Origin of the sequence: Nocardia sp. NPDC059236 (assembly GCF_042754085.1) — a bacterium.
In the GTDB taxonomy this organism is placed as follows: Bacteria; Actinomycetota; Actinomycetes; order Mycobacteriales; family Mycobacteriaceae; genus Nocardia.
Genome location: NZ_JBHZAF010000021.1, coordinates 1 through 24,473, shown reverse-complemented (window position 1 = coordinate 24,473; position 24,473 = coordinate 1). Strand labels below are relative to the sequence as shown.

Sequence of the window (24,473 nt, the reverse complement as noted above, 5' to 3'; positions counted from 1 at the left end):
CATCGGATCCATTTCAAGAACCGCCGACGAGGGACTCGACGATCTTGCCGATCCGGCGAGTGCGAGTCTCCGGTTTCTTGGCGTCGGTCACGGAGGTGACGTGCTCACGGCGGCTGGTGTACGAGAGCCTGTCGAAGGCGTCCTGCACCCCCGCCTCCCGCAGTGCGGCGGCGAGGTCGTCGGGGACAGCTATGGTGCGTTCCACGGTCTCACGCTCGACAGTCACGGCGACCCGGTCTCCAGCCCCCTTGCCGAGTTCGGCGCGGATCGCCTTCAGCAGTCCCAGACACGGTCCCGCACCCATGTTGGCGATGGAGCCTCGGTACGCGATGCCGTCGAAGGTGGCCTGGACTGGGATGCGGCCGCCGCCACCGAGGGCGGTGATGATGTCGGGGGGAATAGGAATGTATGCACCACCGTTGGCAGCGGTCTCGATGACGCCGTCGAATCGTTGCATGGGTGCACGATATAGCGATCACTCAGCAATCCGAAGGTGTGTTAACAAATATTAAGTAACCGAGAACCAACCGTTTCGGAAGCTTCACCGCCACTGCCCCGGAAGCCCCTTCCGAGAACTTGTTTCACTGCCTGCGAAGAGGTTTTCCCAGGTCGCGACCGCAAGGTGTGACCTCGGCCGCTACCCCGCAGTGACCGGAACATTGCGGCGATCTCACAGCTCACAAATGCGCTTCGAGCATTGTGAGCAAACCGTTTTGATGCCTCCCCCGGCGTCCCTACAGTCGAGCCAGCAGCCCGGTTTTCCAGCTCGAAGGGGGCGTTATGGCTATTACGCAGAACGGACACTCGTCCGCCGATGCGCTGCTTCGACTGGGGAAGTACTTCAACCGCGGCGAGGTGTCCGGTGACCTGCGCACCCTGCACAAGGTGGGCGGGCGCGAGGCCGACGAGTTCTATCGGGATCGGTGGTCGCACGACAAGGTGGTGCGGTCCACGCACGGCGTGAACTGCACCGGTTCGTGCTCGTGGAAGATCTACGTCTCCGACGGCGTGATCACCTGGGAGTCGCAGCAGACCGACTACCCGAGCGTCGGCGCCGACAAGCCGGAGTACGAGCCCCGCGGCTGTCCGCGTGGCGCGTCGTTCTCCTGGTACACCTACTCCCCCGCGCGCATCCGCTACCCGTACGTGCGCGGCACGCTGCTGGAGCTGTACCGCGACGCCAAGACGCGGCTCAAGGATCCGGTGCTGGCGTGGGAGTCCATTGTCGAGGACGCGGGCCGGGCCGAGGCCTACAAGTCCGCGCGCGGCAAGGGCGGGTTCGTGCGCGCCGAATGGTGGGAAGCCGCCGAAATCGCCGCCGCCGCGCACGTTTACACGATCAAGAAGTACGGCCCCGACCGCATCGCGGGGTTCTCGCCGATCCCGGCCATGTCCATGGTCTCGCATGCGGTCGGCGCCCGGTTCATCTCGCTGATCGGCGGCTCGATGCTGTCGTTCTACGACTGGTACGCCGACCTACCCGTCGCCTCCCCGCAGGTCTTCGGCGACCAGACCGACGTGCCCGAGTCCGCCGACTGGTTCGACGCCGGCTATCTGATCATGTGGGGCTCCAATGTCCCGGTCACCCGAACCCCGGACGCGCACTACATGACCGAGGCCCGCTACCGCGGCCAGAAGGTCGTGGTGGTCTCCCCGGACTACGCCGACAACACCAAGTTCGCCGACGAATGGGTGCCCGCACGCCCTGGTACGGACGCCGCCCTGGCCATGGCCATGGGTCACGTGGTGCTGCGAGAGTTCTTCGTGGACAAGCAGACTCCGTACTTCAACGACTACATCAAGCGCTACACCGACCTGCCGTACCTGGTGGTGCTGGATGAGCACGAGGGCGGCTGGTCCACCGAAGGCGACTACAGCGGTCATACCTTCACGCCCGGCAAGTTCCTCACCGCCGCCGATCTCGGCCGCACCGGCGAGGGCGTCGAGCATCAGACGGTGCTGCTGGACGCGGACGGTAGTCCGCAGGTGCCCAATGGCTCCCTCGGCCACCGCTTCAACGAGGCGGGCAAGGGGCGCTGGAACCTGGACCTCGGGGACACCGATCCCCTGCTGACCCTGCACGGGCGCACCGATGACGTTGCGGCCGTGCAGTTCCCCCGCTTCGACGGGCCGCCAGGTGGGTCCGAGGGCAGTGATGCAGCTGTCCTCACCCGTGGCGTGCCGACCACCGTCATCGCGGGACGACGGGTGACGACGGTGTTCGACCTGCTGCTGGCGCAGTACGGCGTAGCCCGGTCCGGCCTGCCCGGCAGTTGGCCGACCGGCTATGACGATGCGAGCCAGCCGTACACTCCCGCCTGGCAGGAGTCGATCACCGGCGTCCCCGCCCAACAGGCCGAACGCCTCGGCCGCGAATTCGCCGACAATGCCGAGCGTTCCAAGGGCCGGTCCATGATCCTCATGGGCGCGGGCACCAACCACTGGTTCCACTCCGACCAGATCTACCGCTCCTTCTTCACCCTGACCCTGCTCACCGGCTGCCAGGGCGTGAACGGCGGCGGCTGGGCGCATTACGTGGGCCAGGAGAAGTGCCGGCCGGTGACCGGTTGGGCCACACTGGCTTTCGGCTCGGACTGGCAGCGGCCGCCGCGGCAGATGCAGGGCACCGTGTTCTGGTACCTGGCCAACAACCAGTGGCGCTACGACCCGTTCACCTCCGAGTCGTTCGCCTCGCCGTTGAGCAAGGGCACGTTCTCCGGGCGCACGGCGGCCGACAATATCGCGCTCGCAACGCGTCTGGGCTGGATGCCGTCGTATCCGACGCTCAACCGCAATCCCCTCGATCTCGTCGACGAGGCCGAGCAGGCGGGCAAGACGCCCGCGGATTACGTGGTGGACGGCCTGAAGTCGGGCGACTTCCGCTTCGCCTGCGAGGATCCCGACGCGCCCGAGAACTTCCCGCGCGTGCTGACGGTGTGGCGCGCCAACCTGCTGGGTTCTTCCGGCAAGGGCAACGAGTACTTCCACAAGCACCTGCTCGGCGCGGACTCCAACCTGCAGACCACCGAGACCACCGGGGTGCGCCCGCAGGAGCTGGAATGGCGCGACGAGGCCGCCACCGGCAAGCTGGATCTGCTGATGTCGATGGACTTCCGCATGACGTCCACGACCCTGTTCTCCGACATCGTGTTCCCGGCCGCCACCTGGTACGAGAAGCACGACCTGTCCTCCACCGACATGCACCCGTTCGTGCACGCCTTCTCCCCGGCCATCTCCCCGCCGTGGGAGGCCAAGACCGATTTCGAGGCCTTCCACCGCATTGCCCGCGGGTTCTCCTGGCTGGCGGAGAAGCACCTGGGCGTGCGCCGGGACCTGGTCGCGGTGCCGCTGCAGCACGACACCGCCGACGCGCTGGCGCAGGCCGGCGGGCGGGTGCTGGACTGGAAGCACGGCGAATGCGAGCCCGTTCCGGGTGTCACCATGCCGAAACTCGTTGTCGTCGAACGTGACTACCCGAATGTCGCGGACAAGATGGCCGCGCTCGGGCCGTTGGTCGAAACGCTGGGACTCACTACCAAGGGTGTCACCACTCTGCCCGATATCGAGGTAGATTACCTGCGCGGCGTCAACGGCACTGTGGTTTCCGGTGTCGCGCAGGGCCGTCCGTCCCTGGCCAAGGACACCCACGCGGCCGAGGCGATCCTGGCACTGTCCGGCACCACCAACGGCCGGCTCGCGGTGGAAGGGTTCCATGCGCTGGAACGGCGCACCGGAACCGAGCTGGCCGATCTGGCTGCCGAACACGAGGGGAAGCGAATCACCTTCGCCGACACGCAGGCCCGGCCCGTTCCGGTGATCACCTCACCGGAATGGTCCGGGAGCGAGACGGGCGGACGCCGGTATTCGCCGTTCACCATCAATGTGGAGCGGTCCAAGCCCTGGCACACGCTGACCGGGCGGCAGCACTTCTATCTCGATCACGACTGGATGATGGAGCTGGGCGAGCAACTGCCGATCTACCGGCCGCCGCTCGACATGACCGCGCTGTTCGCCGAGCCGGGCATCGGCAAGGTGAGCGAGAACGGTGTGACCGTGCGGTATCTGACGCCGCACTCGAAGTGGTCGATCCACTCCGCCTACCAGGACAACCTGCACATGCTGACGCTCTCGCGGGGCGGTCAGGCGATCTGGATGTCGGACAAGGACGCCGCGAAAATCGGTGTCGCCGACAATGATTGGATCGAGGCCATCAACCGCAACGGCATCGTGGTGGCCCGCGCGATCGTGTCGCACCGCATGCCCGAGGGCACGGTGTTCATGTATCACGCCCAGGACCGCGCGGTGAACGTGCCGCGCATCGAAGGCACGGCGGATGTCAAGCGGGGCAAGGGTAAACGCGGTGGTATCCACAATGCGCTGACCCGCATCATGATCAAGCCCTCGCACCTCATCGGTGGCTATGCGCAGCAGTCGTTCGCGCTGAACTACCACGGCCCCACCGGAAATCAGCGCGACGAGGTCACCACGATTCGCAAGCGCTCGCAGGAAGTGGAGTACTGATATGCGTGTGATGGCGCAACTGGCCATGGTCATGAACCTGGACAAGTGCATCGGCTGCCACACCTGCAGCGTCACCTGCAAGCAGGCCTGGACCAACCGTTCCGGCACCGAGTACGTGTGGTTCAACAATGTGGAAACCCGTCCGGGACAGGGTTATCCGCGTCGTTACGAGGACCAGGAGAAGTGGAAGGGCGGCTGGACCCTCGACAGGAAGGGCCGGCTGACCCTCAAGTCCGGGTCGCGGATGAAGCGGCTGCTCAATATCTTCGCCAACCCGGATCTGCCCACGGTGTCGGACTACTACGACCCGTGGAGCTACGACTACGACAATCTGCTGTCCGCGCCGCAGATGGACACCACGCCGGTGGCGCGGCCCAAGTCGCTGATCACCGGTGAGGACACCAACGTCACCTGGGGCGCGAACTGGGACGACTCGCTGGGGTCGGGTCCGGAGCAGGTGGGTAAGGACCCGTTGCTGGCCAAGCTCTCCGAGCAGGTCAAGCTGGAGTTCGAAGAAACGTTCATGTTCTACCTGCCGCGCATCTGCGAGCACTGCCTCAACCCCTCGTGTGCCGCGTCGTGCCCGTCGGGCGCGATCTACAAGCGCGCCGAGGACGGCATCGTGCTCGTCGACCAGGACAAGTGCCGCGGCTGGCGGCAATGCGTCACCGGCTGCCCGTACAAGAAGATCTACTTCAACCACAAGACCGGCAAGGCAGAGAAATGCACCTTCTGCTACCCGCGGGTGGAAGTCGGCATCCCCACCGTCTGCTCGGAAACCTGCGTCGGGCGACTGCGCTACATCGGGGTCATGCTCTACGACGCCGACAAGGTCCTCGAGGCCGCCTCGGTGGAGAACGACCAGGACCTCTATCCCTCCCAGCTGGGCGTGTTCCTCAACCCGCACGACCCGCGCGTCATCGCCGAGGCCGAGCGGGCCGGGATCTCGCCGGAATGGATTCAGGCCGCCCAGGATTCGCCGGTCTACAAGCTGATCGTGGACTACCAGATCGCCTTGCCGCTGCATCCGGAATACCGGACCATGCCCATGGTCTGGTACGTGCCGCCGCTGTCGCCGGTGGTGGACACCCTGACCCAGACCGGGCACGACGGGGAGAACCACAACAACCTCTTCGGCGCCATCGACGCCCTGCGTATTCCGTTGGAGTACTTGGCCGAACTGTTCACCGCCGGTGAGATCGGCCCGGTCCGTGCCTCGTTGCAGCGGCTCGCCGGGATGCGGTCGTTCATGCGCTCGATCAACCTGGGCCAGGAACCCGACCTGTCCATCCCGGATGCGGTCGGCCTCGAGCCCGAAGAGATCGAAGCCATGTACCGGCTGCTCGCGATCGCCAAATACGAACACCGCTACGTGATCCCGTCGGGCGCGACTTCCCGTGCCCACGAACTGGATTCCCTCGCCACGGGATGCTCGCTCGACACCGACGGCGGCCCCGGCATGACGGCCTTCGACTACATGGCCGACAAATTCCACCTCACCGACACCAACGATGCCTCCCCCGACCAGAAATCCAACCGCATCAACCTGTTGAACTGGGACGGCAAGAGCACGAAAGGCTTGGTGCCCACCGAAACCGGCACCAATGGCTCCGGTGCCAATGGCCACGGCGGAAACGGAGCGAACGGCAGCGGCGCCGGCGTATCCACCGCCACGTCCGGAAACGGCAACGGAAACGGCAATGGCCACCATGGTTCCGGTGTCGACGGCGTCAGCAACGGCGCTGCCGCCGCCGAGCCGGAACCCACCGGAGCCACACGATGAGCCTGCTGAAGCCGCGACGGCGCACCGAACCCGCCGTCACCGCGCACGAAGAGGATCGACGGCAGGCCTGGCGGCTGAACGCACTGTCGCTCGACTACCCGCACCCGCGGACGCGCGCCATGATCGACGAACTCGACACCGCCGCAACGGAATCCACCGGAGCCCCGCGATGAGCCTGCTGAAACTGCGGCGACGGCCCGAACCCGCCGTCGCCATGAGCGAACGTGATCGGCGACTGGTATGGCGGCTGGGCGCACTGCTGCTCGACTATCCGAGCGCGCAGACCCTGGCCATGCTCGACGAACTCGACGCCGCCACAGTGGAATTGCCGGACGCGATCCGTCCGCTGCTGGCCGGGTTCCTCGCGCACCTGCGCACCGGCGATGCGATCGCGCTCGCACAGGAGTATGTCGAGACCTTCGACATGCGCCGCCGGGCCAGCCTGCACCTGACCTTCTACGCCTACGGGGACACCCGCAAGCGCGGGATGGCGCTGCTGCGTTTCAAGCACGCCTACCGCCACGCCGGGGTCGAGCTCGGCGACGAGGAGCTGCCCGACCACCTGCCCGTGCTGCTCGAATTCGCCGCCACCGTCGATCCCGTCGGCGGCGAACGACTGCTGGGCGAACACGTCCCGGTGCTGGAACTGCTGCGGTTGTCGCTTTCCGACAGCGGATCTCCTTACGCCGGGGTGCTGGCGTCGGTGGTGGCGACCCTGCCACCGGTCACCACCGCCGACCGCCGGCGCATCGCCGAACTCGCCGCCCAGGGCCCGCCCGAGGAAGAAGTCGGATTGGAGCCCTTCGCCATGGACCCGCTCGCCTTCACCGGATCGGAGGCCCGCCGATGAGCTCCGCGCTCTGGCTGATGCTGCCCTACATCGCGTTCACGTCGTTCGTGCTCGGGCACCTGTGGCGCTATCGCACCGACCAATTCGGCTGGACCACACGGTCTTCGCAGGTCTACGAGTCGCGGCTGCTGCGCCTGGGCAGCCCGCTGTTCCACTTCGGCATGCTCGGGGTGATCGGCGGGCACGTGCTCGGCGTGCTCATCCCGCAGTCCTGGACCGACGCCGTCGGCATCTCCGAGGAGACCTATCACGTGGTCGCCGTCTCCGCGGGATCCGTTGCGGGCGTGGCGGTCATCGCCGGGATCGGCATCCTGCTCTACCGCCGCGTCACCGTCCCCGCGGTCCGTCAGGCCACCACCACCAATGACAAGGTGATGTACATCCTGCTGGCCGCCGCCCTGATCACCGGTCTGCTCAACACCGTCGGCAGCAACCTGCTCTGGGGCACCTACAACTACCGCGAGACCGTCTCCCCGTGGTTCCGCAGCCTGTTCACCCTGCACCCGCACCCCGACCTCATGGTCGGCACCCCCTGGACCTTCCAGGCGCACGGCCTGATCGTGTTGTCCCTCATCGCCTTCTGGCCCTACACCCGCCTGGTCCACATGTTCTCCGCGCCCATCGGCTACCTGGTCCGCCCGTACGTGGTGTACCGCGCCAAGCCGGCGAAGTCCGCGGACAAGACCCGCTACGCCCGCGCCTGGGATACGCCAGCCATTCCCCGTCGCTGAGACACCGGGCGTGCATCGATTTATCGATGGCGCCCGGTCCCGGCCGGTGTTATGGTTCGGCGCGGCCGAGCCGAACGGTTGGGCTCGAATTGTTCTCGGGGGAAACCATGTTCAAATGGTATGTGGGCCTGCTCGCGCTCAGTGGCGTGATCATGCTGGCGCTGGCGGTCGTGCGGCAGGGGCAGAGCAGCGCCTCACGCTCGATCAACGGCATTTTCGGTGCGGTATATCTCGGCTACGCCTTCTATCTCGCCTTCCTTTTCGACGGCGGCTCCTACCTCATCTTCTTCCAGGCGTTCATTCTGCCGGTCGTGATGGTGGTCAATTTCTTCCGCAATCGCACACCGAAGCCGAAACTCACCGAAACACAGAAGGCCTGGCGCGAATACCAGCGCTCCGCCGGGCAGCAATAGGCCCGCCGGGCGACAATAGCGCGGTGTTCTCCAAGAAGACCGAGCCCGAGCGGGTTACGCCACCGGCCACGTTCTTCTACGCCGAGCGGCTCGACAAAGTCCGGGCCGCGATGAAGTCGACGACGTCCTGAGTGCGAGAGTCGGGCTGCTCCCGCGCTGCGCGCGTCAGGCGATCCAGAGCGTCGTCGAGGCGGGAGCTCGGGCCCTGCTCGGCGAGCAGCACGGCGATGGCCTCCCAGGTGGCGGTGGTCGGATTCGGTTGCGCCAGTAGCTCTTCGAGATAGTTGTCCTGGTCGAGCAGGCGCAGCGCGCGGCGGGCGTGGGCGTGGACGCGCCGGGGCAGCTCTGCGCGAATGAGGTCGATATCGCCGGGCTGGACGTGACCCGGCTGGTCGGGGTCGAGGCGCACCGACCACAGCTGGTCCGGGTCCTCGGGTAGACCCTCGCCCGGGAGCAGGCCGGGCCCCGCCGCGGTCTCGATCGCGAGCGGTGCACGGCCCAGGCGTTCGTTGCGCCAGTTGCGGAATTCCCACCACGCGGTCGGGGTTGCCCAGGCGCCCAGCCCGAATCGGAGCATCTGCTGTCCACCGGTGAACGTTCGGAATGTGCGGGTCCGCGCCACGGTGGCCGTACCGCCGGGCATCCCCCGCACCCAGGTCGGCTCGGCCCCCTCAAACCCATACGGCTGCAGCAGTTTTCCCGTATCGCGCATCAAGCGGCGCAGCGCCGACTCCGGTTTGACCATCCCCGCAGACTAGCCGTGCGAACCGACAGGATCCCGCACCTCGCGATCCGCCCAGGATGCCGCGCGTCGCGCGAACACGCCACGCACCAACACCGACCACGCCGCGCAGGCACACCGGGTGTGCCTGCGCGGTCAGATCATCCGGACGAGCGACGGGACCGTCAGTGGCCGGACCAGATGTCGTTCACCGTGGCCGCGTAACCGTCGTTGTTGGTCAGGGGCTGCAGGCCGAGGGCGGTGTCGATGGTGCGGAGCAAGCCGTACTGGTCGGTGCGCTGGGAGCTGGTGAAGCCGGCCTTCACGGTGTTCTGCGAGCCCAGCACGATGGTCGGGACCCGGTTCGGGAACAGCGGGCCGAACGCCTTGGTGGCACCCTCGTCCCAGGTCAGGATGAGCAGCGACCGCTGCTGCTTCCAGGCCGGGGAGTTGAGGATCGCAGGCAGGGTGGAGCTCAGCCAGCTGTCACCCGAGGCGACGCCGCAGCCCTCCATGTTGTGGCATTCGTTGGCGGCGAACCAGACGAAGTCCGGGGTGGTGGCGGCGGATTGCAGGTCGGTCGTCATCTGTGTGAGCGGCTGCAGGTGTGCCGCGCAGTAGGACTGGTTGGACTTCATGTTCTGGAAGTACAAGAACGGCAGGTCATCCGGGTAGTACTGGCCGTGGGAGGACTGGTCGCAATTGCCGTTGGCGTCCTCGGCGTAGCCCTTCCAGATCTTGTGCGCGGCGTCCACGCTGTTGCCGATGTGGCGCGCGTCGAGGGTCGTCGTGCCCACGCTGTTGTCGACCAGCCCGTACAGTCCGCCCGCCGCCAGCGCGACATAGTTCGGATCGCTCGGATGCGTCGTGGCGTAGGACTGGCTCAGCGTCGCGCCCTGCGGCCGCAGGCCGTTGATGTAGGGGGCCTGGGGATTACCGATGATGCCGGTGAGGCCGTCGTAATCCTGGTTCTCCAGGTAGACCACGAAGACGTGGTCGTAACCAGGCACCGTCGAGGCGGGTGCGGTCAGCTTCGGCGCAGGCAGTGCGGCGCCGATGGTGAACGACAGGTTGTCGGCGTAGCCGTCGTTGGTGTCGCCGTCGGTCCAGCTGAAGTTCAGCTGGATCTTCACCGCGCGCGTGCCCTTCGGCAGGGTGCCCTTCGTATCACGCTGCAGCAGACCGGTTTTCAGGCCGCGATCGATGCTGCTCACGTCGTCGCACTCGGCCGAGCCGAGCTGGGATCCCGATGCGCTGAGGAATGTCGCCGTCATGTTGACCCGGTCGTCCTGGGCACCGTATCCGCCCAGCCAGCCATTGAGATCGAAGCTCACGCCGCCCTGGTCGATGGCCGCGCCCGCGGCCGAGACGCTGATGGTCTGATCCATCTCGGCATTACCGGTACCGCCGCCGGCGAAGAACTTCGAACCCCGATTCGACGGACCCGGCGAGGACGCGTCCGGCCATCCGGACTGTCCGTAGCACACCGCATTCGGCTCACCCTTGCCGATGGTCCAGCCCGGCAGCGTCATGCCGTCCAGCCCCTTCGGTGAGCACTGTGCCACCGCCTCGGCATCGCCATCCACGATCAGGTTCGGGCTGGTGACCGCGGCGTGCGCCACGGTCGGCGTGACCGCGGAGCCTCCCAACACGGCCAGTGCGGCCGCAGCCGTGATAGCGAAGACTTTGCCGTGGCCGTTTCCAACGCCTTTGTGGCGCATACATGTTCCTTTGCGGGTCGTTACCGAAGTGCGCCCCGAATAGAACAGGTTCTAGGTGTCGGATCACCGCTCTGCCCGTGGCCGGGTGGTGAACACCACCCGGCTTTTGGACGGACGACCAGCAATGAGGAAGGTTGCGTCGCAAGGAACGTCGGTCAGCAAATACAGCTATCGACAAGCAACAGATAGAGCGGGACTAGACCTTCGCGCGGGCGACCCGCTTCGAGCGGGCGAAGTTCCGCATGATGGGCAGGTCGACCCAGTGGTAGAGCAGTGCGGCGAGGGCGGTGGACACGACCAGGCACAGCAGGGAGAAGCCGGCCCAGCCGAGGATGCCGAACTCCCTGCCGCCGATCAGGTATCGGGTGACCAGGACCATGACCGGGAACTGGATGAGGTAGAAGGCGAAGGAGACATTGCCGAGCCACACCATGCGCGGGTGGGAGTTGAGGCCGCGGATGCCGGCCAGGTCCCGGGCGGCCATGGTGGCCACCACCGCCGTCATCGGGGGCAGCAGCAGCACCGACATCTTGTAGTTCACCGGCACCACCCAGGTCGCCGCGTACGCGACGGTCAGCGCGACCAGCGGCCAGGCGAGATTGGTGTTGCGCCAACGACCTTCGAGCACCATGCGGGCCGCCAGCACGCCGAGGAAGAACTCCGGCAGGCGCGACAGCGGGAAGGTGTAGCTGAGCCAGTACGACGGGGACACCGGGATGTCGGGCTGCTGGAACCAGGCCGGGGAGGCGTGCAGTTCGTAGTGCGGCGACGCATTGCCCGGAACCAGCCGCGGCGCAAAGGCATTCGCGATGCCCTTCGGACCGTCCACCCACAGGAAGTACGAGGTGTGCAGCAGGGCGATGCCCAGCATCAGCAGGCCCGCGGCCAGCAGCAGGCGGCGGGTCGGGATCCGCATGACCAGCGGCAGCAGCAGCGGAAAGCTCAGGTAGAACAGCACTTCCGCGGCCAGCGACCAGGACGGGACGTTCAGCCCGCCGACCGTGGTCCACTTCGGCACCCAGGTGTGCACCAGCAGCAGGTTCGGCACCCACACCACCGCGCGGTGCAGGGGCACGCTCGCCACCACGATGAAGGCGGCGGCGGCCAACAGGTGCGTCGGATAGATCTTGAGCACCCGCCGCCGGTAGAAGGCGCGCACCGACATGCCGGGCCGGAACGACCAGTAGATGATGAAGCCGGACAGCACGAAGAAGAACGTGACGCCCGCGGCCCCGAGCTGCATCGGGATCCACTCGTGGATGTGGCGGAACAGCGCCGACTTCTGGAACGGGTAGACCGGCAGGAACACCAAGGCGTGCAAGACGAATACCGCGAACGCCGCCCACCACCGCGCGCCGGTCAGCGAGGGCAGCGCGGGCCGCTCCCGCCGGGCGCGCTCGGCGACGGACTCGGCGAGGCCCTTCGTCCGGACCGGCTCGGCCGTCCGGACCGGTTCGGCTGCCCGCGTGGACTGGGCGGGCTGGAGGAGCTGGGTGGTGTACTGCTCCACCGCGAGCGCGGCGGAGGCCTCGCGCGGGGCGACTTCGGGTGGGCGGGTCATCGTGCGTACCTCTCGTACAGTGCGTTTGCTACCACGGCGTCGCCCTGCGGAGCGGGGTGGAACGGCAGCCCGGCGATATTGACTTTCGGGTCGAACACTCCGTTGACCCACTGCTGCGGCGTACACAGCCCATGCCCGGCGGTGAGCGCGCGGGCGTCGAGGTATTCCAGGTTCAGCCGCGCGGCGGCTTCGCGCTCGGCCTGGTCGATGCGATTGAGGTACTCGACGACCGTGCGGCCGCGCGGCTGGGTGACGGGGGCGCCGGCGATGTCGAAGCAGATGGCGTCCTGGTCGGGCCGGAACAGCTCCGGGTAGCCGACGATCACGATGTGCGCGTTCGGAGCGTAGTACCGGATGTAGGTGATGACCTTGCTGATGCGGGAGGCGTACTCGGCGCCGGTCACGTTCTGCGGATCGGTCATTCGGCCGGCGGCCACCGCGTCGGGACCGCAGCCGCCGACGACGTCGTAGAAGCAGCGCTCGATCGAGCTCCACGGGGACTGCGGGGCGCCACCCCAGACGTCGTTGAGGCCGAACTGCACCGTCACCAGCTTGGTCTTCGGGCCGAACGAGCCCGCCTTGTCGGCGTTGCCGGCCTGGACCTTCAGGGTGTACCCGTCCCCGGTGTCGAGCGACGCGCCCGGACACGACTGGTTCCACATCCGATCGGTGCCCTGCACGCCCATCAGTGCGCTCAGCTGCACCGGCCACGCGGTGTCGCCGTGGTCGCACTTCTTCTCCTGGGACAGCGGGTTCCAGCCGTTGGCCGTGAACGAGTCGCCCAGGATGACGAGTTCCTTACCCTGCGGTACCGAATCCGCTTGCGCCCCCGATGTTCCCGTCATGGCCGCGGCGAACGCGACCACCGCGGCACACAGCCACCGACCGTTGATTCCCGACACGTGTGTACTCCGGTTTCGTCAGTAGCCTGCGCGGGGCTCGAACCCGGGGGCATCCAGGGTCGGCGGCGCTGGCTTGGGCGCCTGCTGGGTCTGCGGTGCGGGCTTGGGCGCAACCGGTTGTGCCGCAGGCGCTTCGGGCGCTGCGGGGGCCGCCGGCTGCGGGGCGGGTGCTTCGGTGGCGGCCTCCGGGGCCGCGGCGGGCGCGGGGGCCGCGCTCGGCGCCGGGGCGGCGCTGCTCGCGGGAGCGGCCGAACTGCTCACGACGGCGACGGTGGTGCTCGCCGGGGTGGTGGGCGTGTCGGCGGCCTTGTCGCTTCCGCACGCGGCCAGCGCGCCGATCAGCACGACCCCGCCGATGGCGGCAACCGCGGTGCGTGCGCCTGGGATACCGAACTTCATGAAACCCTCGAATCGCAAATTGAATGGTGAACTTTTCACTTTTGCGCGGAGTGTACAAGAGGCCCCGAGGGCCGGGGTGCGGGAATCAGCAAACCGCAAAACCCCTGGACAATCGGGAAACTCGACGAGGAGGCTATCGATGGTCAACGGTCCGATCGACGGAATCTCGATGGCATCAGTGCCCGTATCGGTCGTAGATGGCGTTGGCGACCACGGCGTCACCCTGGCTCGACGGATGGAAGAACAGGCCGTCGAGATCGGCCCGTGGATCGAACACGCCATTCAGCCAGGGCTGCGACGAGCAGAGCCCATGACCGGTGGTGAGCGCGCGGGAATCCAGGAACTCGATGCCCAGCAGCTGGGCGGCTTCCCGCTGCGCCTGGTCGATGCGGTCGAAGTACTCCACCACCGCGCGACCGCGCGACTGGATGAACGGCGCGATGCCGCCGATGCTGAGACAGACCGTGCCGCTGCCCGGGGTGAACAACTCCGGATAGCCGACGAACACGATTCGGGCGTTCGGTGCGTAGTACTTGATGTAGGTGACCGCATTGCTCATGCGCTTGGCCATCAACGCCCCGGACACACCGTTGTAGTCGGGCATCCGGCCCTGGTCGATCGACTCCGGATCGCAGCCGTCGACCAGGTTGAACACACAGCCCTGCAACGACTTCCAGAGCGTCTGGTCGTTCTTGCCCCACTTGTCGTTGAGCCCGAACTGCAGCGTGACGACCTTGGTATTCGGCCCGAAAGCGCCTGCCTTGTCCGCTTTCTGGGCCTCCTGGGCCAGGCTCCACCCCGGGCCGCTGTCGATCGACGCGCCCGGGCAGGAGGGATCGGCCATCTCGTCGGTCCCGTACACGCCCATGAGCCGGCCCAGCTGCACCGGCCAGGCCGTCCGGCCGTGGCGCAGGCAGCTGTTGTCCTCGTCGAAGAAGTCCCAGGCGTTCGCGGAGAACGAATCACCCAGCACCACCAGCTCTTTGCCCATGGGGGCGGCATCCGGCGAGGCCGGATCCGCGTTCGCCGCGGCCACGGTGGATACCGAGGCCGCGAGCGCTACCGCGGCGGCACACAGCCACCGCCCGCCATTACCCAGCACGAACCTGTCCAGCCTTCTCAGTAACCCGCACGCGGCTCGAATCCGGGCGCGTCCAGGGTCGGCGGCGCGGGCTTCTGCTGCTGCGTCTGCGGCGCAGGCTTGGGTGCGGCCGGCTGCGGCGCGACCGGTTGCGGCGCGACGACCTCCGGTGCGACGGGCTGCGGCGCGGCCGGTTCCGTGGCCGCCGGTTGCGGCGCGGGGGCCTCGGTCGTCGGCGCGGGCGCGACGGTCGTCGGCGCGGGGGTGGACGTGGAGCTGACTGATGTGGCGGCGGTGCTGGTGGCACCGCCCGGCGAACTGTCGGACGACTTGTCGCTGCCGCACCCGGCAACGCCCGCGATCAGCAGCCCCGCGCCGATCACGGCCGCGGCGACACGGACGGCAAACACCCCCACCGGTGTTGAAGACTTCATGGGTACCTCGAATTCAGGATCTGAAGTGACGTCTATTCACTTCAGCGGGGAGTGTACAAAACGCGCTCACCCCACCCACCCCGATTCGGGAAACTGCCCCCAACTTCCGGGGCATCGAATCCGATAATCCCTGGTCAGACCCACCTCGTCCAGTGGAACAGGTTCCAACGGAAGGTCACATCGGACTACCTCACCAGGCCGCCCAGGTCCGCGTATCCAAGCACAGATTCCGCGCGGAGGGGCCGCTATCGACTTCCCTCACCGAGCGCCCGACCCCACCCGCGCAACCCCACCCGATTTGAAGCAATGACGGGAAACCCCAGCCCACCCACCCCATGGCGCAGATCTACAACAACGCCGCCACCGGCTCCGGCGTCCACAACCGACACGAACATGATGCCTGCATCGGCACGGCCGACTCACGAAAAACCTGCCGCGCCAATGCATTCTCGCCGGCGACGACTTTCCGCCACCAGGGCTGTTCGCGGATCTTGACAGTCGGGGCTAGCGGCAGCAGTTCGGGTCGAGGACGACGCACAGGGCGGCGAGGGAGTCGCGCTGGGCGCGGTGGTAGGTGTTCATGCCACGGCGTTCGGACTCGATCAGGCCGGCCTTCTTCAGTTGGCCGAGGTGGTGGCTGACGGTGGATTCGGCGAGGGTGACGGCTGCGGCCAGGTCGCCAGTGTTCTCCTCGCCGAGGGGGCTGGCGAGGAGGAGGGACAGGAGTTTCACGCGGGCGGGGTCGGCTATAGCCTTGAGGCGCAGGGCGATTTCCAGGGCGGCGGCGTCGCTGACGGGACCGGCGGCGACGGGGGCGCAGCAGACCGGGGCGGACATGTCGATCACGGGGAGCGCCTTGGGCATGCGAACCAGATTACCCACCTTCTTGACATATGTCGAAATAGTGGCGCAGACTCGGTCACACCAGTTCTTCGACATATGTCTCACAAGTGGAGGTACGGTCTCATGTCTCGTGTTCAGCTCGCTCTCAACGTCGACAACATCGACCAGGCGGTGGCGTTCTATTCGACCCTGTTCCAGGCCGAGCCGGCCAAGCGCAAGCCCGGTTACGCGAATTTCGCCATCGCCGAGCCGCCGCTCAAGCTGGTGCTGATCGAGAACCCGGGGCACGGTGGCAGCCTCAACCACCTGGGGGTCGAGGTCGAGTCCAGCGATCAGGTGCACGCCGAGATCGCGCGACTCTCCGAGGCCGGTATGTTCACCGAGGAGCAGATCGCGACCACGTGTTGCTTCGCCACCCAGGACAAGGTGTGGGTCACCGCGCCCGACACCGAGCGCTGGGAGGTCTACACGGTGCTGGCCGATAGCGAAACCTTCGGCACTGCACCGGTTCTGGCCTCGGGAGCGGTCGCGGACGACGCGCAGGCCATGGCGGTCTGCTGCGGCACCGCCGAGGAAGCCGCCGCCGAGGGGGCCTGCTGCGGCAGCGCGGCCAAGGCGGATGCCGTGGCCTCCGGGGCATCCTGCTGCGGCTGAGCCCGCACCGAGTCGTTCACCAGGTGTTCGCTTGCCCACTGATTCGATATCCATCAATATCGACGGGTGTCGAATCGAGTGCTTCCGCTGGCTGTGACCCCACCCGCGTGTGAGGTCACGCCCCTGGTCCGCGAACCGTTGACAGCGCAGGCGGCGACGGAGCTGGCCGCGGTGTTCAAGGCGTTGTCGGACCCGGTGCGCTTGCGGCTGCTGTCGGTGATCGTCAGCCACACCGGGCAGGAAGCCTGCGTATGCGATATCTCCGACGGCTTCGACGTCTCCCAGCCGACCATCTCCCATCACCTGCGGGTATTGCGCGAGGCGGGGCTGCTGTCCAGCGAGCGGCGCGGGTCGTGGGTGTACTACCGGGTCGAACCCGCTGCACTGCACCAGCTTTCGGCACTACTGGATATCGCGCTCCCCGAGGCGGCGGTCCGATGAACACGCGGAGACGACGGCTGCTGGCCGAGTTCGTCGGCACCGGTCTGCTGGTGTGCGTGGTGGTCGGTTCCGGGATCGCGGCCCAGCAACTGTCCGCACACGATGTGGGTCTCCAACTACTGGAGAACTCGACCGCCACGGTGTTCGGGCTGGGCATCCTGATCCTGATGCTCGGCCCGGTTTCCGGGGCTCACTTCAATCCCGTTGTCTCGGCAGCGGATTGGTGGGCCGGACGCCGCCGCGGCACCGGGCTGAGCGCCACCGACCTGGTGGCCTACATCGGTGCGCAGATCCTCGGCGGGATCGCGGGGGCGGTGCTGGCCAACATCATGTTCGACCAGCCCGCCGTCCAGATTGCCACCCATCACCGCGTCACCACAGGCCATCTGGTCGGCGAAGTCGTCGCCACGGCCGGACTGATCGCGGTCATCTTCGCGCTCGCCCGCACCGGCCGCGCGGCACTCTCGGCCGCAGCCGTCGCCGCCTACATCGGCTCGGCCTACTGGTTCACCAGCTCCACCAGCTTCGCCAACCCGGCCGTCACCGTCGGGCGCGTCTTCTCCGACACCTTCGCCGGAATCGCCCCCGCGTCGGTGCCCGCGTTCATCGCCGCCCAAATTCTCGGCGCCGCACTCGGTTTCGTCCTGATCGGGCTGCTCTACCCCGATCCCGTACCGGCGGACGACATCGTCACGCCCCACAACATCCAGACCTCCTGAAAGGCCCGCCCAGCCGATGACCGCCACACCCAGCGTGCTGTTCGTCTGCGTCCACAATGCCGGACGCTCCCAGATGGCCCAGGGCTTCCTCGCTCACCTGGCCGGCGACGCGATCGAGGTCCGGTCGGCCGGGACCGCTCCCGCCGAGGCCATCAACCCCGCCGCCGTCGAGGCGATGGCCGAACTCGGCATCGACATCACCGCTCAGACACCGAAGATCCTCACGCCCGACACCGTGCAGACCTCCACCGTCGTCATCACCATGGGCTGCGGCGACACCTGCCCGTACTTCCCCGGCGTCGACTACCGCGACTGGCAGCTCGACGACCCCGCCGGCCGAGACGTGGCGGCCGTCCGTCCCATTCGCGACGAAATCCGCACGCGCGTAGAGAAACTCATCGCCGAACTACTCCCCACCGGCCGGAGCCACGTCTGATGCGCGCCAACCTGGTCGGCCATCTGCCGAGCCAAGCAGTGGTGTTGATCGGCCGTGGCCGCGGACGGTTCCGCCGTTGATCTGCAGGATCTGTCCCGTGATCCTTCCGGCCTCGGGCGCGGCGAGAAGCGGGATGGCAACGCTTGTTCCATTGCGTCCGAGTGGGATTCGGGAGCACGATCTGGCTTCCAGATCGGGTGTCAGGCGCTCGGTCCAGAATTCGGCGGCGGGCACGAATCCTCGCGACGATGTTGACGGTGCCGTACAGGTCGAGCCGTTTGGAATCTTCCGGCGTAAGCGCTCCGTGTCAGCCGGGCCAGCCAGGTGTGGGCTGCGGCGCGCTCCACCCACGCCCACGCTCCGAGATCGACTATTTGCGAAAGAGGAAGGCGTACAGGACAATTCGGGTTCTCTCAATGATCGCGCAGCGGTAGAATTAGCACATGGATTCGAAAGGGGAAACACTCGACGCGTGCGGCATCGCCGACCTGGCGGCCGCCGTCGAAACCCTGTCGAATTCCGTCCTGCACGGAAACCTGAACCCGTTCTCCGATGCTGATGTCGTGGAGTTGATGCAGCGCCTGGAGACCTGCAAACGTCAACTGTCGGCGCTGGATTCACGCCTGATCATCGAAGCTTGCAACCGTTCGCTGCCCGAAGGCAGCGGGGCGAAGGACGTGGTGCCGTTCCTGCGGCAAACCCTGGGATTGTCGAGGTATGACGCATCGGTGCGAGTAAAGATCACCCGCCAGTGCGGGGAATTCTTCGAACCCACCGGACACCCGTGCCCCGCGATGTTGGAGAAGACCGCCGAAGCCTATGAGGCAGGCGACATCTCGCGTGATCATGTCCGCAACATCATCGACGTGATGACCCACCTGCCCGCCGACATCCCCGCCGAGACGCGCGCGGAAGCCGAGGACATCCTGGTCGATCACTCCCGCACCGGGTGGCCTGATGACCTGCCCAAGATCGGCCGCGACATCCTCGCCCTCATCGACCCCGACGGCAAGGTCGTCTCCGACACCGACCGCCGTCGCCGCCGCGGCCTCATCCTCGGCCGTCCCGGGGTGGACGGCATGTCGTGGATCGAAGGCTGGATCACCCCCGAACTGCGGGCCCTGCTCGATGCCGTCTTCGCCAAGCTCGCGCGTCCGGGCATGTGCAACATCGACGACACCGACAGCGTCGCCGCCACGGTCAAAGTCGTCGATTCCAAGGTGCTGGAAGCGGCCGCCCGCCGCGACCGTCGCGATGCCGGTCAGCGCACCCATGACGCGTTGTTCGCGTTGCTGCAGCCAGGTGTCGACCCGGCCAAGCTGGGTTCGCATCGTGGTTTGCCGGTGCAGGCCATCCTGACCATGTCCGTCGCGGATCTCGAGCGTGGTTCCGGGGTCGCGACCACTGCTTCCGGCGGCCACGTGAGCATCAACGAGGCGGTGAAGCTGGCCGAGGGCACCCGCCCGGTGCTGGCGGTCCTCGACGCCGACGGGCTGCCGCTGTACCTGGGCCGGTGCGAGCGACTGGCCACCCCCGCCCAACGGTTGGCGTTGATCGCCCGCGACAAGGGCTGCACCCGCCCGGGATGCGATGCGCCCGCGTCGATGTGCGCGGTGCACCACATCACCGACTGGGCCAAGGGCGGACCCACGGATCTGACCAACCTGACCTTGGTGTGCGATCACTGCCATGCGCTGGTCAATGACAGTGCCGACGGGTGGAAAACCGTTGTCATGGGCAAAGATTCCCCTCATCAGGGGCGGATCGGGTGGATTGCCCCGAAACGTCTCGACCCCACCGGCACTCCGCGCGTAAACGACAGACATCACGTGGGGCAATGGGTCGCCACTGCAATCGATTCCAGTTGCCAGAGGTGGGGTTCACGGGCTGCATGATTCCCGGCTGCTCGTGTCCTGCTGGCGTGCGCAGGAGCGGGGAAGTGTGGTTACGTCGCCTAATCCGCCGGACTCGAGCTGACGCCGGATTGAGAGCGGCCACTGGCTGATCCCAGCCCACGGACTGCACGCACCACCTCCTAGAGACACCCCCACCGCTGCACAGGCGACCGCCGCCGAGCGGGATCACCACAGGGTCCAACGACCACATCGCCAGGGGTGCAGGGGCCACCAACTGGAACTTGCGGCCGACGGTGGAGTTCATGACGTGGCGACTCCAACCCCCGGATCCGATGGAATACCTCCTGCAGCAACCCCACATGCGGCTTCAAAGGTGAGGGGGCTGGAAGGTGAAGGCGCGGACGTGAGCGCGGCCACCTCCCTTCTCCAGGCATCTTTCGTCTTCTGCCCCCTTGGGTCCTCGTCTGTGGCGCTTTGGCTTCCCTGTGGCGCACAGCGATTCCGGGTTAGCGAGTCAGCTCGACCAACTCGGCGCGAATCGGGCGGCCGGTTACTCGTTGAAGCAGCGGCGAATAGACCAGAGGAATCGCGAATTCGATGACGAGCATGGCGATGTAGAACCAGTGCGGCCAGCCGACGTAGGCGACGGTCAGTAGACGGACCACGCCGCCGGCGAAGAACAGCACCATGAGCAGGTGGATCAGGCCGGCGTAGCGGTCCAGGTCCCGGGCCGCCCACACACAGGCCGCGCCGTAGGAGAGGAAGAGCACCATCGAGAACCGCATGTCGCCGTCCAAGGTGGCGTTGGGCGTGTTCGCCCCGATGATCGTGCTGGGCCCGATGAAGATGTGCGCCAAGGCGATCAAGACGCAGCAGACACCGAAAAAGGCTAGGAACCACTGTAATACGGCTCGCATGACCGCCCCTTCCCGGGCGAAACCCGGAGCTTGGTAGACACGTGTCAACTAGATGATTCGGAGCGTAGCCCGCTAGTACACACGCGTCAACTACGGTGGTGCCATGCCGCCGCGACGTCGCCTCAGCCCCGAACAGCGCCGCGCCGAATTACTGGACGTGGGTGCGCAGCTGTTCGCTGCCCTGCCGTACGACCAGGTACAGATGGACCAGATCGCCGAGCGGGCAGGCATCTCGCGAGCCCTGCTGTATCGCCACTTCCCCAGCAAGAGCGCACTTTTCGCCGCCATCTATCAGCGCGCCGCCGAAACGTTGCAGGCCGCGGTACACCTCGACCCCGGCCTCCCGCTGACCGACCAGGTCGCCGCCGGGCTCGACGCACACCTGGGGTACTTCGCCGCCAACCGCAATACGGTGCTGGCCGCCAACCGCGCGCTCTCCGGCGATCCGGTCGTCCAGGCGATCGTGTTCGGCGACCACACCGCCATGCACCACGAGATGCTCGCCGCCATTGGACTCACCGGCCCGGCCCGCGACGTCATGTCGGCCCTGCTGACCTCGTGGCTGATGTTCGTCCACACCCTCTGCCTGGAATGGCTGGAACACCAGACCCTCACCCGCGAGCAGGTCCGCGCGGCCTGCCTCGGCGCACTGACCGGTGCGCTGGCCGCGGTACAGGATTCGCCCCGCTGACCGACCCGCCCTGGGCTGGAACGTGTTTCGGGGCCCAGGGCGGGTTCTCGGCTCAGCCCGCGAGCTTCGCCAAGTTCGGGAAGTTGCTCAGCTCCCAGCCGCCGTCCACCACCATGTCGATGCCGGTGATGTAGGAGGCGTCGTCGGAGGCGAGGAACAGGCTGGGGGCGGCGATCTGTTCCGGGGTGGCGGGCGCACCCATCGGGATGCGGTCCAGGAACATCTGTTTGGCGGGCTCGTAGCCCATGACCGCCGCGACCAGCGGGGTGTCCACCAGGCCGGGGAGAATGGCGTTCACCCGGATGCGGAACTGGGCCAGCTCCAGGGCCGCGTTCTTGGTGAACATGACCACGCCCGCCTTGCCCGTGGAGTAGGGGCTGCCACCGGGCATGGGCACGCGGGCGTCGAGCGAGGAGATGTTCACGATCGCGCCGCCACCGGTCGACTTCATCAGGCGCGCTTCATGTTTGGTGCACAGGAAGACGCTCTTCTGAATCAGGTCGATGGTGAAATCCCAGTCGGCCTCGGTGAGATCGGTGACCGCGCCGATGCGGGACGCGCCCGCCACATTGAAGGCCGCGTCGAGACGGCCGAAACGGGATGCGGCGGTGGCGATCCCGGCCTCCACCTGGGCTTCGTCGGTGACGTCGGTGACCACGGGGACGAAGGCGTCGCCGAGTTCGGCGGCCTTCTTCCCGAGACCCGCCTCGTCGATGTCGAGGCCGACGACGTTCGCGCCCTCGGCGATCAGCGCGGCGGCGATGGCCGCGCCGATACCGGAGGCCGCACCGGTGACGACCGCGGCGCGGCCGTCGAATCGACGAGCGTTCATCGGGCACCTGCCCGCAGGAATTCGCCGGTGCGTTCCTTGCCCAGGGTGTCGGCCTTCTCCCCCAGCCCGAAGACGAACTCCCCGTTCACCAGCACCGCGGTGACGGTGTCGTCATTGCGGTTGACCATGCGGGAGAGGTTGTCGAACTCCGGAATCGGATTCTCGGCATAGGCTTCCAGGCTGTCGTCCAGGCGCGCCGGATCGATGATCAGCACATCGGCCCGATCGCCCTCGCGCAGGTGCCCGGCATCCAGGTCGTACCAGTCGGCCAGCTCGCCGGACACCCGGTACACGGCGTGCTCGACCGTCATGAACGGCCGCCCCGCCTGTTGCGCCTTGTGCACGCGCTTCAGCAGCCGCAGCCCGAAGTTGTAGAAGGCCATGTTCCGCAGATGCGCGCCGGCGTCCGAGAAGCCCAGCTGCACACTGGGATCCGCGGCCAGCACATCCAGCACCTCGGGCCGGTGATTGGAGATGGTGGTGCGCCAGCGCACCTTGGGCCCGTACTCCACCACCAGATCCAGGAAGGCGTCCACCGGGTGCACGCCGCCGCGATCCACGCCGACCTGACCGAAGGTCTTGCCGATCACGCTCGCATCCGGGCACTCGGTGATCTCGGCGTCGAAGAAGTCCCGATGCCAGACCCGCGGACCCCACTTCTTGTCGTAGTCCTTGCGGAACCAGCGGCGGTAGTTCTCGTCGGCCAGCAGTTCCCGCCGCTCCTCCAGCTGGTTGGACAGGTGCAGAGCCGCTGCGCCGGAACCGAATTCCTCGAATACCGGCAGATCGATGCCGTCGGAGTACACCTCGAACGGCACCGGCAGATGTTGCCAGCGGAAGTCGCCGCCGAGCCCGTTGATGATCCGGCCAAGCAGCGGAAAGACCTTCACCACACCGGGAATCGCCTTGATGTCGGCCGCCGACAGCAGGCTCACCTTCAGTTTGGGCCGGAAGAAGCCCAGGCTGCTGGCCGCCATGCCGAGCATGCTCTGCGGCTTGGCGACGTCGGGACCACCCTGCAACGCCCGCTTGCGGTCGCGCAGAATGCGATTCAGCCGCCGCCGCTCCTTGCCGGTGGCATAGGTCGACGGCAGCGTCCGCGACCGGCACACCTCGCCGTCCAGCTTGTCGAACAGCAGCTGCTGTGAGGACATGCCGACGAATCCGGCGTCCAGCGCCTCGGTCAGCTTGTGCTCCATGGCGGTCAGCTCGGACTCGGTCGGCTGCACATCCGGATCGGTGGCCCGCTGCAAGCCCAGCTGGGACGCCCGGATATCCGAATGACCGATGAAGGCAGCGACATTCGGGCCCAGCGGCAGCGACTCCAGCGCCGCCACATAGCCGTGCGCGCTGTTCCAGGTCTTCAGCGCGTCCACCGCCTCGACCACGTGCTTGCGCGGAATCGCCTCCACCCGGCCGAACAGGTCGCCCGCGTCCGAACCGCCGACATGCACGGTGGACAGCGAGCACGACCCGAGCAGCAGTGTGGTGACGCCGTGCCGCAGCGACTCCGACAGCGTCGGATCCAGCAGCACCTCCACGTCGTAGTGGGTGTGGATGTCGATCATGCCCGGCATGACCCAGCGGCCGGTCGCGTCGATCACTCGCGCACAGCCGGTCTCGTCCAGCGGCGCGGCCGACACGGTCGCCACCCGGCCGTCCCGGATCCCGAGATTACGGATGGCCGAGGGCGCACCGGTGCCGTCGAACCAGCGCCCGTTCTTGATGATGGTGTCGTACACAGGAATTCACTTTCCCAGGGTTAGGTCGCGGCGCAGGACTTTGCCGGTGGCATTGCGCGGCAAGGGTTGCGCGGTGACCAGCCAGCGCGCGGGCACCTTGAAATAGGCCAGCTGTTTGGCCACGTGATCGCGCAACTCGTCCTCCGACAACGACTCCGGATCGTCGACCACCACGATCGCGGCGACCTCCTGACCCAGATCCTCGTGCGGCACACCGATCACCGC

Annotated in this window: 24 protein-coding genes and 1 pseudogene; 12 read left to right on the top strand and 13 right to left on the bottom strand. The window is 67.0% G+C overall.

Annotated features, from left to right (window positions below; genetic code table 11):
* Positions 1 to 13 precede the first annotated feature (13 nt).
* Positions 14 to 457, bottom strand: a complete 444-nt coding sequence (locus tag ACFXIV_RS38015; RefSeq protein ID WP_379401823.1) for a YdeI/OmpD-associated family protein — start codon at positions 455 to 457, stop codon at positions 14 to 16.
* A gap of 323 nt (positions 458 to 780) precedes the next feature.
* Between ACFXIV_RS38015 and ACFXIV_RS38010 the strand changes: the two genes are divergently transcribed.
* The 6 genes from ACFXIV_RS38010 to ACFXIV_RS37985 all read left to right on the top strand — a co-directional run bounded on the left by ACFXIV_RS38010 (position 781) and on the right by ACFXIV_RS37985 (position 8,298).
* A complete protein-coding gene (locus tag ACFXIV_RS38010; protein WP_379401824.1) occupies positions 781 to 4,521 on the top strand; it encodes a nitrate reductase subunit alpha in 3,741 nt (1,246 codons plus the stop codon).
* 10 nt (positions 4,522 to 4,531) lie between these two features.
* Positions 4,532 to 6,304 carry a nitrate reductase subunit beta gene (gene narH, locus ACFXIV_RS38005; protein ID WP_379401855.1) on the top strand — a complete coding sequence of 591 codons (1,773 nt, stop codon included), beginning with the start codon at positions 4,532 to 4,534 and terminating at the stop codon, positions 6,302 to 6,304.
* Positions 6,301 to 6,477, top strand: a complete 177-nt coding sequence (locus ACFXIV_RS38000; RefSeq protein ID WP_379379438.1) for a hypothetical protein — start codon at positions 6,301 to 6,303, stop codon at positions 6,475 to 6,477. The genes narH and ACFXIV_RS38000 overlap by 4 nt, the downstream gene beginning before the upstream one ends.
* Complete coding sequence (gene narJ, locus ACFXIV_RS37995) at positions 6,474 to 7,154, top strand: nitrate reductase molybdenum cofactor assembly chaperone (protein WP_379401825.1); 681 nt, start codon at positions 6,474 to 6,476, stop codon at positions 7,152 to 7,154. The genes ACFXIV_RS38000 and narJ overlap by 4 nt, the downstream gene beginning before the upstream one ends.
* Positions 7,151 to 7,885 carry a respiratory nitrate reductase subunit gamma gene (gene narI, locus ACFXIV_RS37990; protein WP_379401826.1) on the top strand — a complete coding sequence of 245 codons (735 nt, stop codon included), beginning with the start codon at positions 7,151 to 7,153 and terminating at the stop codon, positions 7,883 to 7,885. Before narJ ends, narI begins: the two co-directional genes overlap by 4 nt.
* 107 nt (positions 7,886 to 7,992) lie before the next feature.
* Positions 7,993 to 8,298, top strand: coding sequence for a hypothetical protein (locus tag ACFXIV_RS37985; RefSeq protein WP_379401827.1), 306 nt, complete (start codon positions 7,993 to 7,995; stop codon positions 8,296 to 8,298).
* Between the two features lie 76 nt (positions 8,299 to 8,374).
* Here the strand turns inward: ACFXIV_RS37985 and ACFXIV_RS37980 are convergent, their stop codons facing one another.
* From ACFXIV_RS37980 to ACFXIV_RS37945, 8 genes are all read right to left on the bottom strand, one after another.
* Positions 8,375 to 9,043 carry a hypothetical protein gene (locus ACFXIV_RS37980; RefSeq protein WP_379401828.1) on the bottom strand — a complete coding sequence of 223 codons (669 nt, stop codon included), beginning with the start codon at positions 9,041 to 9,043 and terminating at the stop codon, positions 8,375 to 8,377.
* A gap of 161 nt (positions 9,044 to 9,204) precedes the next feature.
* Complete coding sequence (locus ACFXIV_RS37975; protein ID WP_379401829.1) at positions 9,205 to 10,740, bottom strand: alkaline phosphatase family protein; 1,536 nt, start codon at positions 10,738 to 10,740, stop codon at positions 9,205 to 9,207.
* Between the two features lie 196 nt (positions 10,741 to 10,936).
* On the bottom strand, positions 10,937 to 12,301 hold the full coding sequence (locus tag ACFXIV_RS37970) for an acyltransferase family protein (RefSeq protein ID WP_379401830.1): 1,365 nt from the start codon (positions 12,299 to 12,301) through the stop codon (positions 10,937 to 10,939).
* Positions 12,298 to 13,203 carry an SGNH/GDSL hydrolase family protein gene (locus ACFXIV_RS37965; RefSeq protein ID WP_379401832.1) on the bottom strand — a complete coding sequence of 302 codons (906 nt, stop codon included), beginning with the start codon at positions 13,201 to 13,203 and terminating at the stop codon, positions 12,298 to 12,300. The genes ACFXIV_RS37970 and ACFXIV_RS37965 overlap by 4 nt, the downstream gene beginning before the upstream one ends.
* Before the next feature lie 18 nt (positions 13,204 to 13,221).
* Positions 13,222 to 13,602: a hypothetical protein gene (locus ACFXIV_RS37960; RefSeq protein WP_379401833.1), complete on the bottom strand. Its 381-nt coding sequence runs from the start codon at positions 13,600 to 13,602 to the stop codon at positions 13,222 to 13,224.
* 175 nt (positions 13,603 to 13,777) lie between these two features.
* Complete coding sequence (locus ACFXIV_RS37955; protein WP_379401834.1) at positions 13,778 to 14,704, bottom strand: SGNH/GDSL hydrolase family protein; 927 nt, start codon at positions 14,702 to 14,704, stop codon at positions 13,778 to 13,780.
* 17 nt (positions 14,705 to 14,721) lie between these two features.
* A complete protein-coding gene (locus ACFXIV_RS37950) occupies positions 14,722 to 15,117 on the bottom strand; it encodes a hypothetical protein (protein WP_379401835.1) in 396 nt (131 codons plus the stop codon).
* 504 nt (positions 15,118 to 15,621) lie between these two features.
* Entirely contained in the window at positions 15,622 to 15,981 is a 360-nt protein-coding gene (locus ACFXIV_RS37945; RefSeq protein ID WP_379401836.1) for an Rv2640c family ArsR-like transcriptional regulator, read from the bottom strand.
* Positions 15,982 to 16,083: 102 nt separating this feature from the next.
* Between ACFXIV_RS37945 and ACFXIV_RS37940 the strand changes: the two genes are divergently transcribed.
* The 5 genes from ACFXIV_RS37940 (at position 16,084) to ACFXIV_RS37920 (ending at position 20,105) form a co-directional block, all read left to right on the top strand.
* A complete protein-coding gene (locus ACFXIV_RS37940) occupies positions 16,084 to 16,614 on the top strand; it encodes an ArsI/CadI family heavy metal resistance metalloenzyme (RefSeq protein WP_379401837.1) in 531 nt (176 codons plus the stop codon).
* A 66-nt stretch (positions 16,615 to 16,680) separates the two neighbouring features.
* A complete protein-coding gene (locus tag ACFXIV_RS37935; RefSeq protein WP_379401838.1) occupies positions 16,681 to 17,055 on the top strand; it encodes an ArsR/SmtB family transcription factor in 375 nt (124 codons plus the stop codon).
* Positions 17,052 to 17,774, top strand: coding sequence for an aquaporin (locus tag ACFXIV_RS37930; protein ID WP_379401839.1), 723 nt, complete (start codon positions 17,052 to 17,054; stop codon positions 17,772 to 17,774). Before ACFXIV_RS37935 ends, ACFXIV_RS37930 begins: the two co-directional genes overlap by 4 nt.
* Before the next feature lie 16 nt (positions 17,775 to 17,790).
* The gene (locus ACFXIV_RS37925) at positions 17,791 to 18,210 is read left to right on the top strand and encodes an arsenate reductase ArsC (protein WP_379401840.1); all 420 of its coding nucleotides are present in this window, start codon (positions 17,791 to 17,793) and stop codon (positions 18,208 to 18,210) included.
* 443 nt (positions 18,211 to 18,653) lie between these two features.
* The gene (locus ACFXIV_RS37920) at positions 18,654 to 20,105 is read left to right on the top strand and encodes a DUF222 domain-containing protein (protein WP_379401841.1); all 1,452 of its coding nucleotides are present in this window, start codon (positions 18,654 to 18,656) and stop codon (positions 20,103 to 20,105) included.
* Between the two features lie 467 nt (positions 20,106 to 20,572).
* Here the strand turns inward: ACFXIV_RS37920 and ACFXIV_RS37915 are convergent, their stop codons facing one another.
* A complete protein-coding gene (locus ACFXIV_RS37915; protein ID WP_379401842.1) occupies positions 20,573 to 20,983 on the bottom strand; it encodes a DUF4345 domain-containing protein in 411 nt (136 codons plus the stop codon).
* Between the two features lie 103 nt (positions 20,984 to 21,086).
* On the opposite strand from ACFXIV_RS37915, the gene ACFXIV_RS37910 reads away from it, so the two are divergent.
* Positions 21,087 to 21,674 (top strand): TetR/AcrR family transcriptional regulator, encoded by a 588-nt coding sequence (locus ACFXIV_RS37910; protein ID WP_379401843.1) that lies wholly within the window; start codon positions 21,087 to 21,089, stop codon positions 21,672 to 21,674.
* A 52-nt stretch (positions 21,675 to 21,726) separates the two neighbouring features.
* On the opposite strand, the gene ACFXIV_RS37905 is transcribed toward ACFXIV_RS37910, so the two are convergent.
* From ACFXIV_RS37905 to ACFXIV_RS37895, 3 genes and pseudogenes are all read right to left on the bottom strand, one after another.
* Positions 21,727 to 22,506, bottom strand: coding sequence for an SDR family NAD(P)-dependent oxidoreductase (locus ACFXIV_RS37905; protein WP_379379477.1), 780 nt, complete (start codon positions 22,504 to 22,506; stop codon positions 21,727 to 21,729).
* Positions 22,503 to 24,248 (bottom strand): amidohydrolase family protein, encoded by a 1,746-nt coding sequence (locus ACFXIV_RS37900; RefSeq protein WP_379401844.1) that lies wholly within the window; start codon positions 24,246 to 24,248, stop codon positions 22,503 to 22,505. The genes ACFXIV_RS37905 and ACFXIV_RS37900 overlap by 4 nt, the downstream gene beginning before the upstream one ends.
* Before the next feature lie 6 nt (positions 24,249 to 24,254).
* Positions 24,255 to 24,473 (bottom strand): annotated as a pseudogene (locus ACFXIV_RS37895) (long-chain fatty acid--CoA ligase); the annotation flags it as partial.

Coding starts and splice junctions, on each gene's coding strand:
- ACFXIV_RS38015 (WP_379401823.1), bottom strand. CDS start 457: ATGCAACGATTCGACGGCGTCATCGAGACCGCTGCCAACGGTGGTGCA.
- ACFXIV_RS38010 (WP_379401824.1), top strand. CDS start 781: ATGGCTATTACGCAGAACGGACACTCGTCCGCCGATGCGCTGCTTCGA.
- narH (WP_379401855.1), top strand. CDS start 4,532: ATGGCGCAACTGGCCATGGTCATGAACCTGGACAAGTGCATCGGCTGC.
- ACFXIV_RS38000 (WP_379379438.1), top strand. CDS start 6,301: ATGAGCCTGCTGAAGCCGCGACGGCGCACCGAACCCGCCGTCACCGCG.
- narJ (WP_379401825.1), top strand. CDS start 6,474: ATGAGCCTGCTGAAACTGCGGCGACGGCCCGAACCCGCCGTCGCCATG.
- narI (WP_379401826.1), top strand. CDS start 7,151: ATGAGCTCCGCGCTCTGGCTGATGCTGCCCTACATCGCGTTCACGTCG.
- ACFXIV_RS37985 (WP_379401827.1), top strand. CDS start 7,993: ATGTTCAAATGGTATGTGGGCCTGCTCGCGCTCAGTGGCGTGATCATG.
- ACFXIV_RS37980 (WP_379401828.1), bottom strand. CDS start 9,043: ATGGTCAAACCGGAGTCGGCGCTGCGCCGCTTGATGCGCGATACGGGA.
- ACFXIV_RS37975 (WP_379401829.1), bottom strand. CDS start 10,740: ATGCGCCACAAAGGCGTTGGAAACGGCCACGGCAAAGTCTTCGCTATC.
- ACFXIV_RS37970 (WP_379401830.1), bottom strand. CDS start 12,301: ATGACCCGCCCACCCGAAGTCGCCCCGCGCGAGGCCTCCGCCGCGCTC.
- ACFXIV_RS37960 (WP_379401833.1), bottom strand. CDS start 13,602: ATGAAGTTCGGTATCCCAGGCGCACGCACCGCGGTTGCCGCCATCGGC.
- ACFXIV_RS37950 (WP_379401835.1), bottom strand. CDS start 15,117: ATGAAGTCTTCAACACCGGTGGGGGTGTTTGCCGTCCGTGTCGCCGCG.
- ACFXIV_RS37945 (WP_379401836.1), bottom strand. CDS start 15,981: ATGCCCAAGGCGCTCCCCGTGATCGACATGTCCGCCCCGGTCTGCTGC.
- ACFXIV_RS37940 (WP_379401837.1), top strand. CDS start 16,084: ATGTCTCGTGTTCAGCTCGCTCTCAACGTCGACAACATCGACCAGGCG.
- ACFXIV_RS37930 (WP_379401839.1), top strand. CDS start 17,052: ATGAACACGCGGAGACGACGGCTGCTGGCCGAGTTCGTCGGCACCGGT.
- ACFXIV_RS37925 (WP_379401840.1), top strand. CDS start 17,791: ATGACCGCCACACCCAGCGTGCTGTTCGTCTGCGTCCACAATGCCGGA.
- ACFXIV_RS37920 (WP_379401841.1), top strand. CDS start 18,654: ATGGATTCGAAAGGGGAAACACTCGACGCGTGCGGCATCGCCGACCTG.
- ACFXIV_RS37915 (WP_379401842.1), bottom strand. CDS start 20,983: ATGCGAGCCGTATTACAGTGGTTCCTAGCCTTTTTCGGTGTCTGCTGC.
- ACFXIV_RS37910 (WP_379401843.1), top strand. CDS start 21,087: ATGCCGCCGCGACGTCGCCTCAGCCCCGAACAGCGCCGCGCCGAATTA.
- ACFXIV_RS37905 (WP_379379477.1), bottom strand. CDS start 22,506: ATGAACGCTCGTCGATTCGACGGCCGCGCCGCGGTCGTCACCGGTGCG.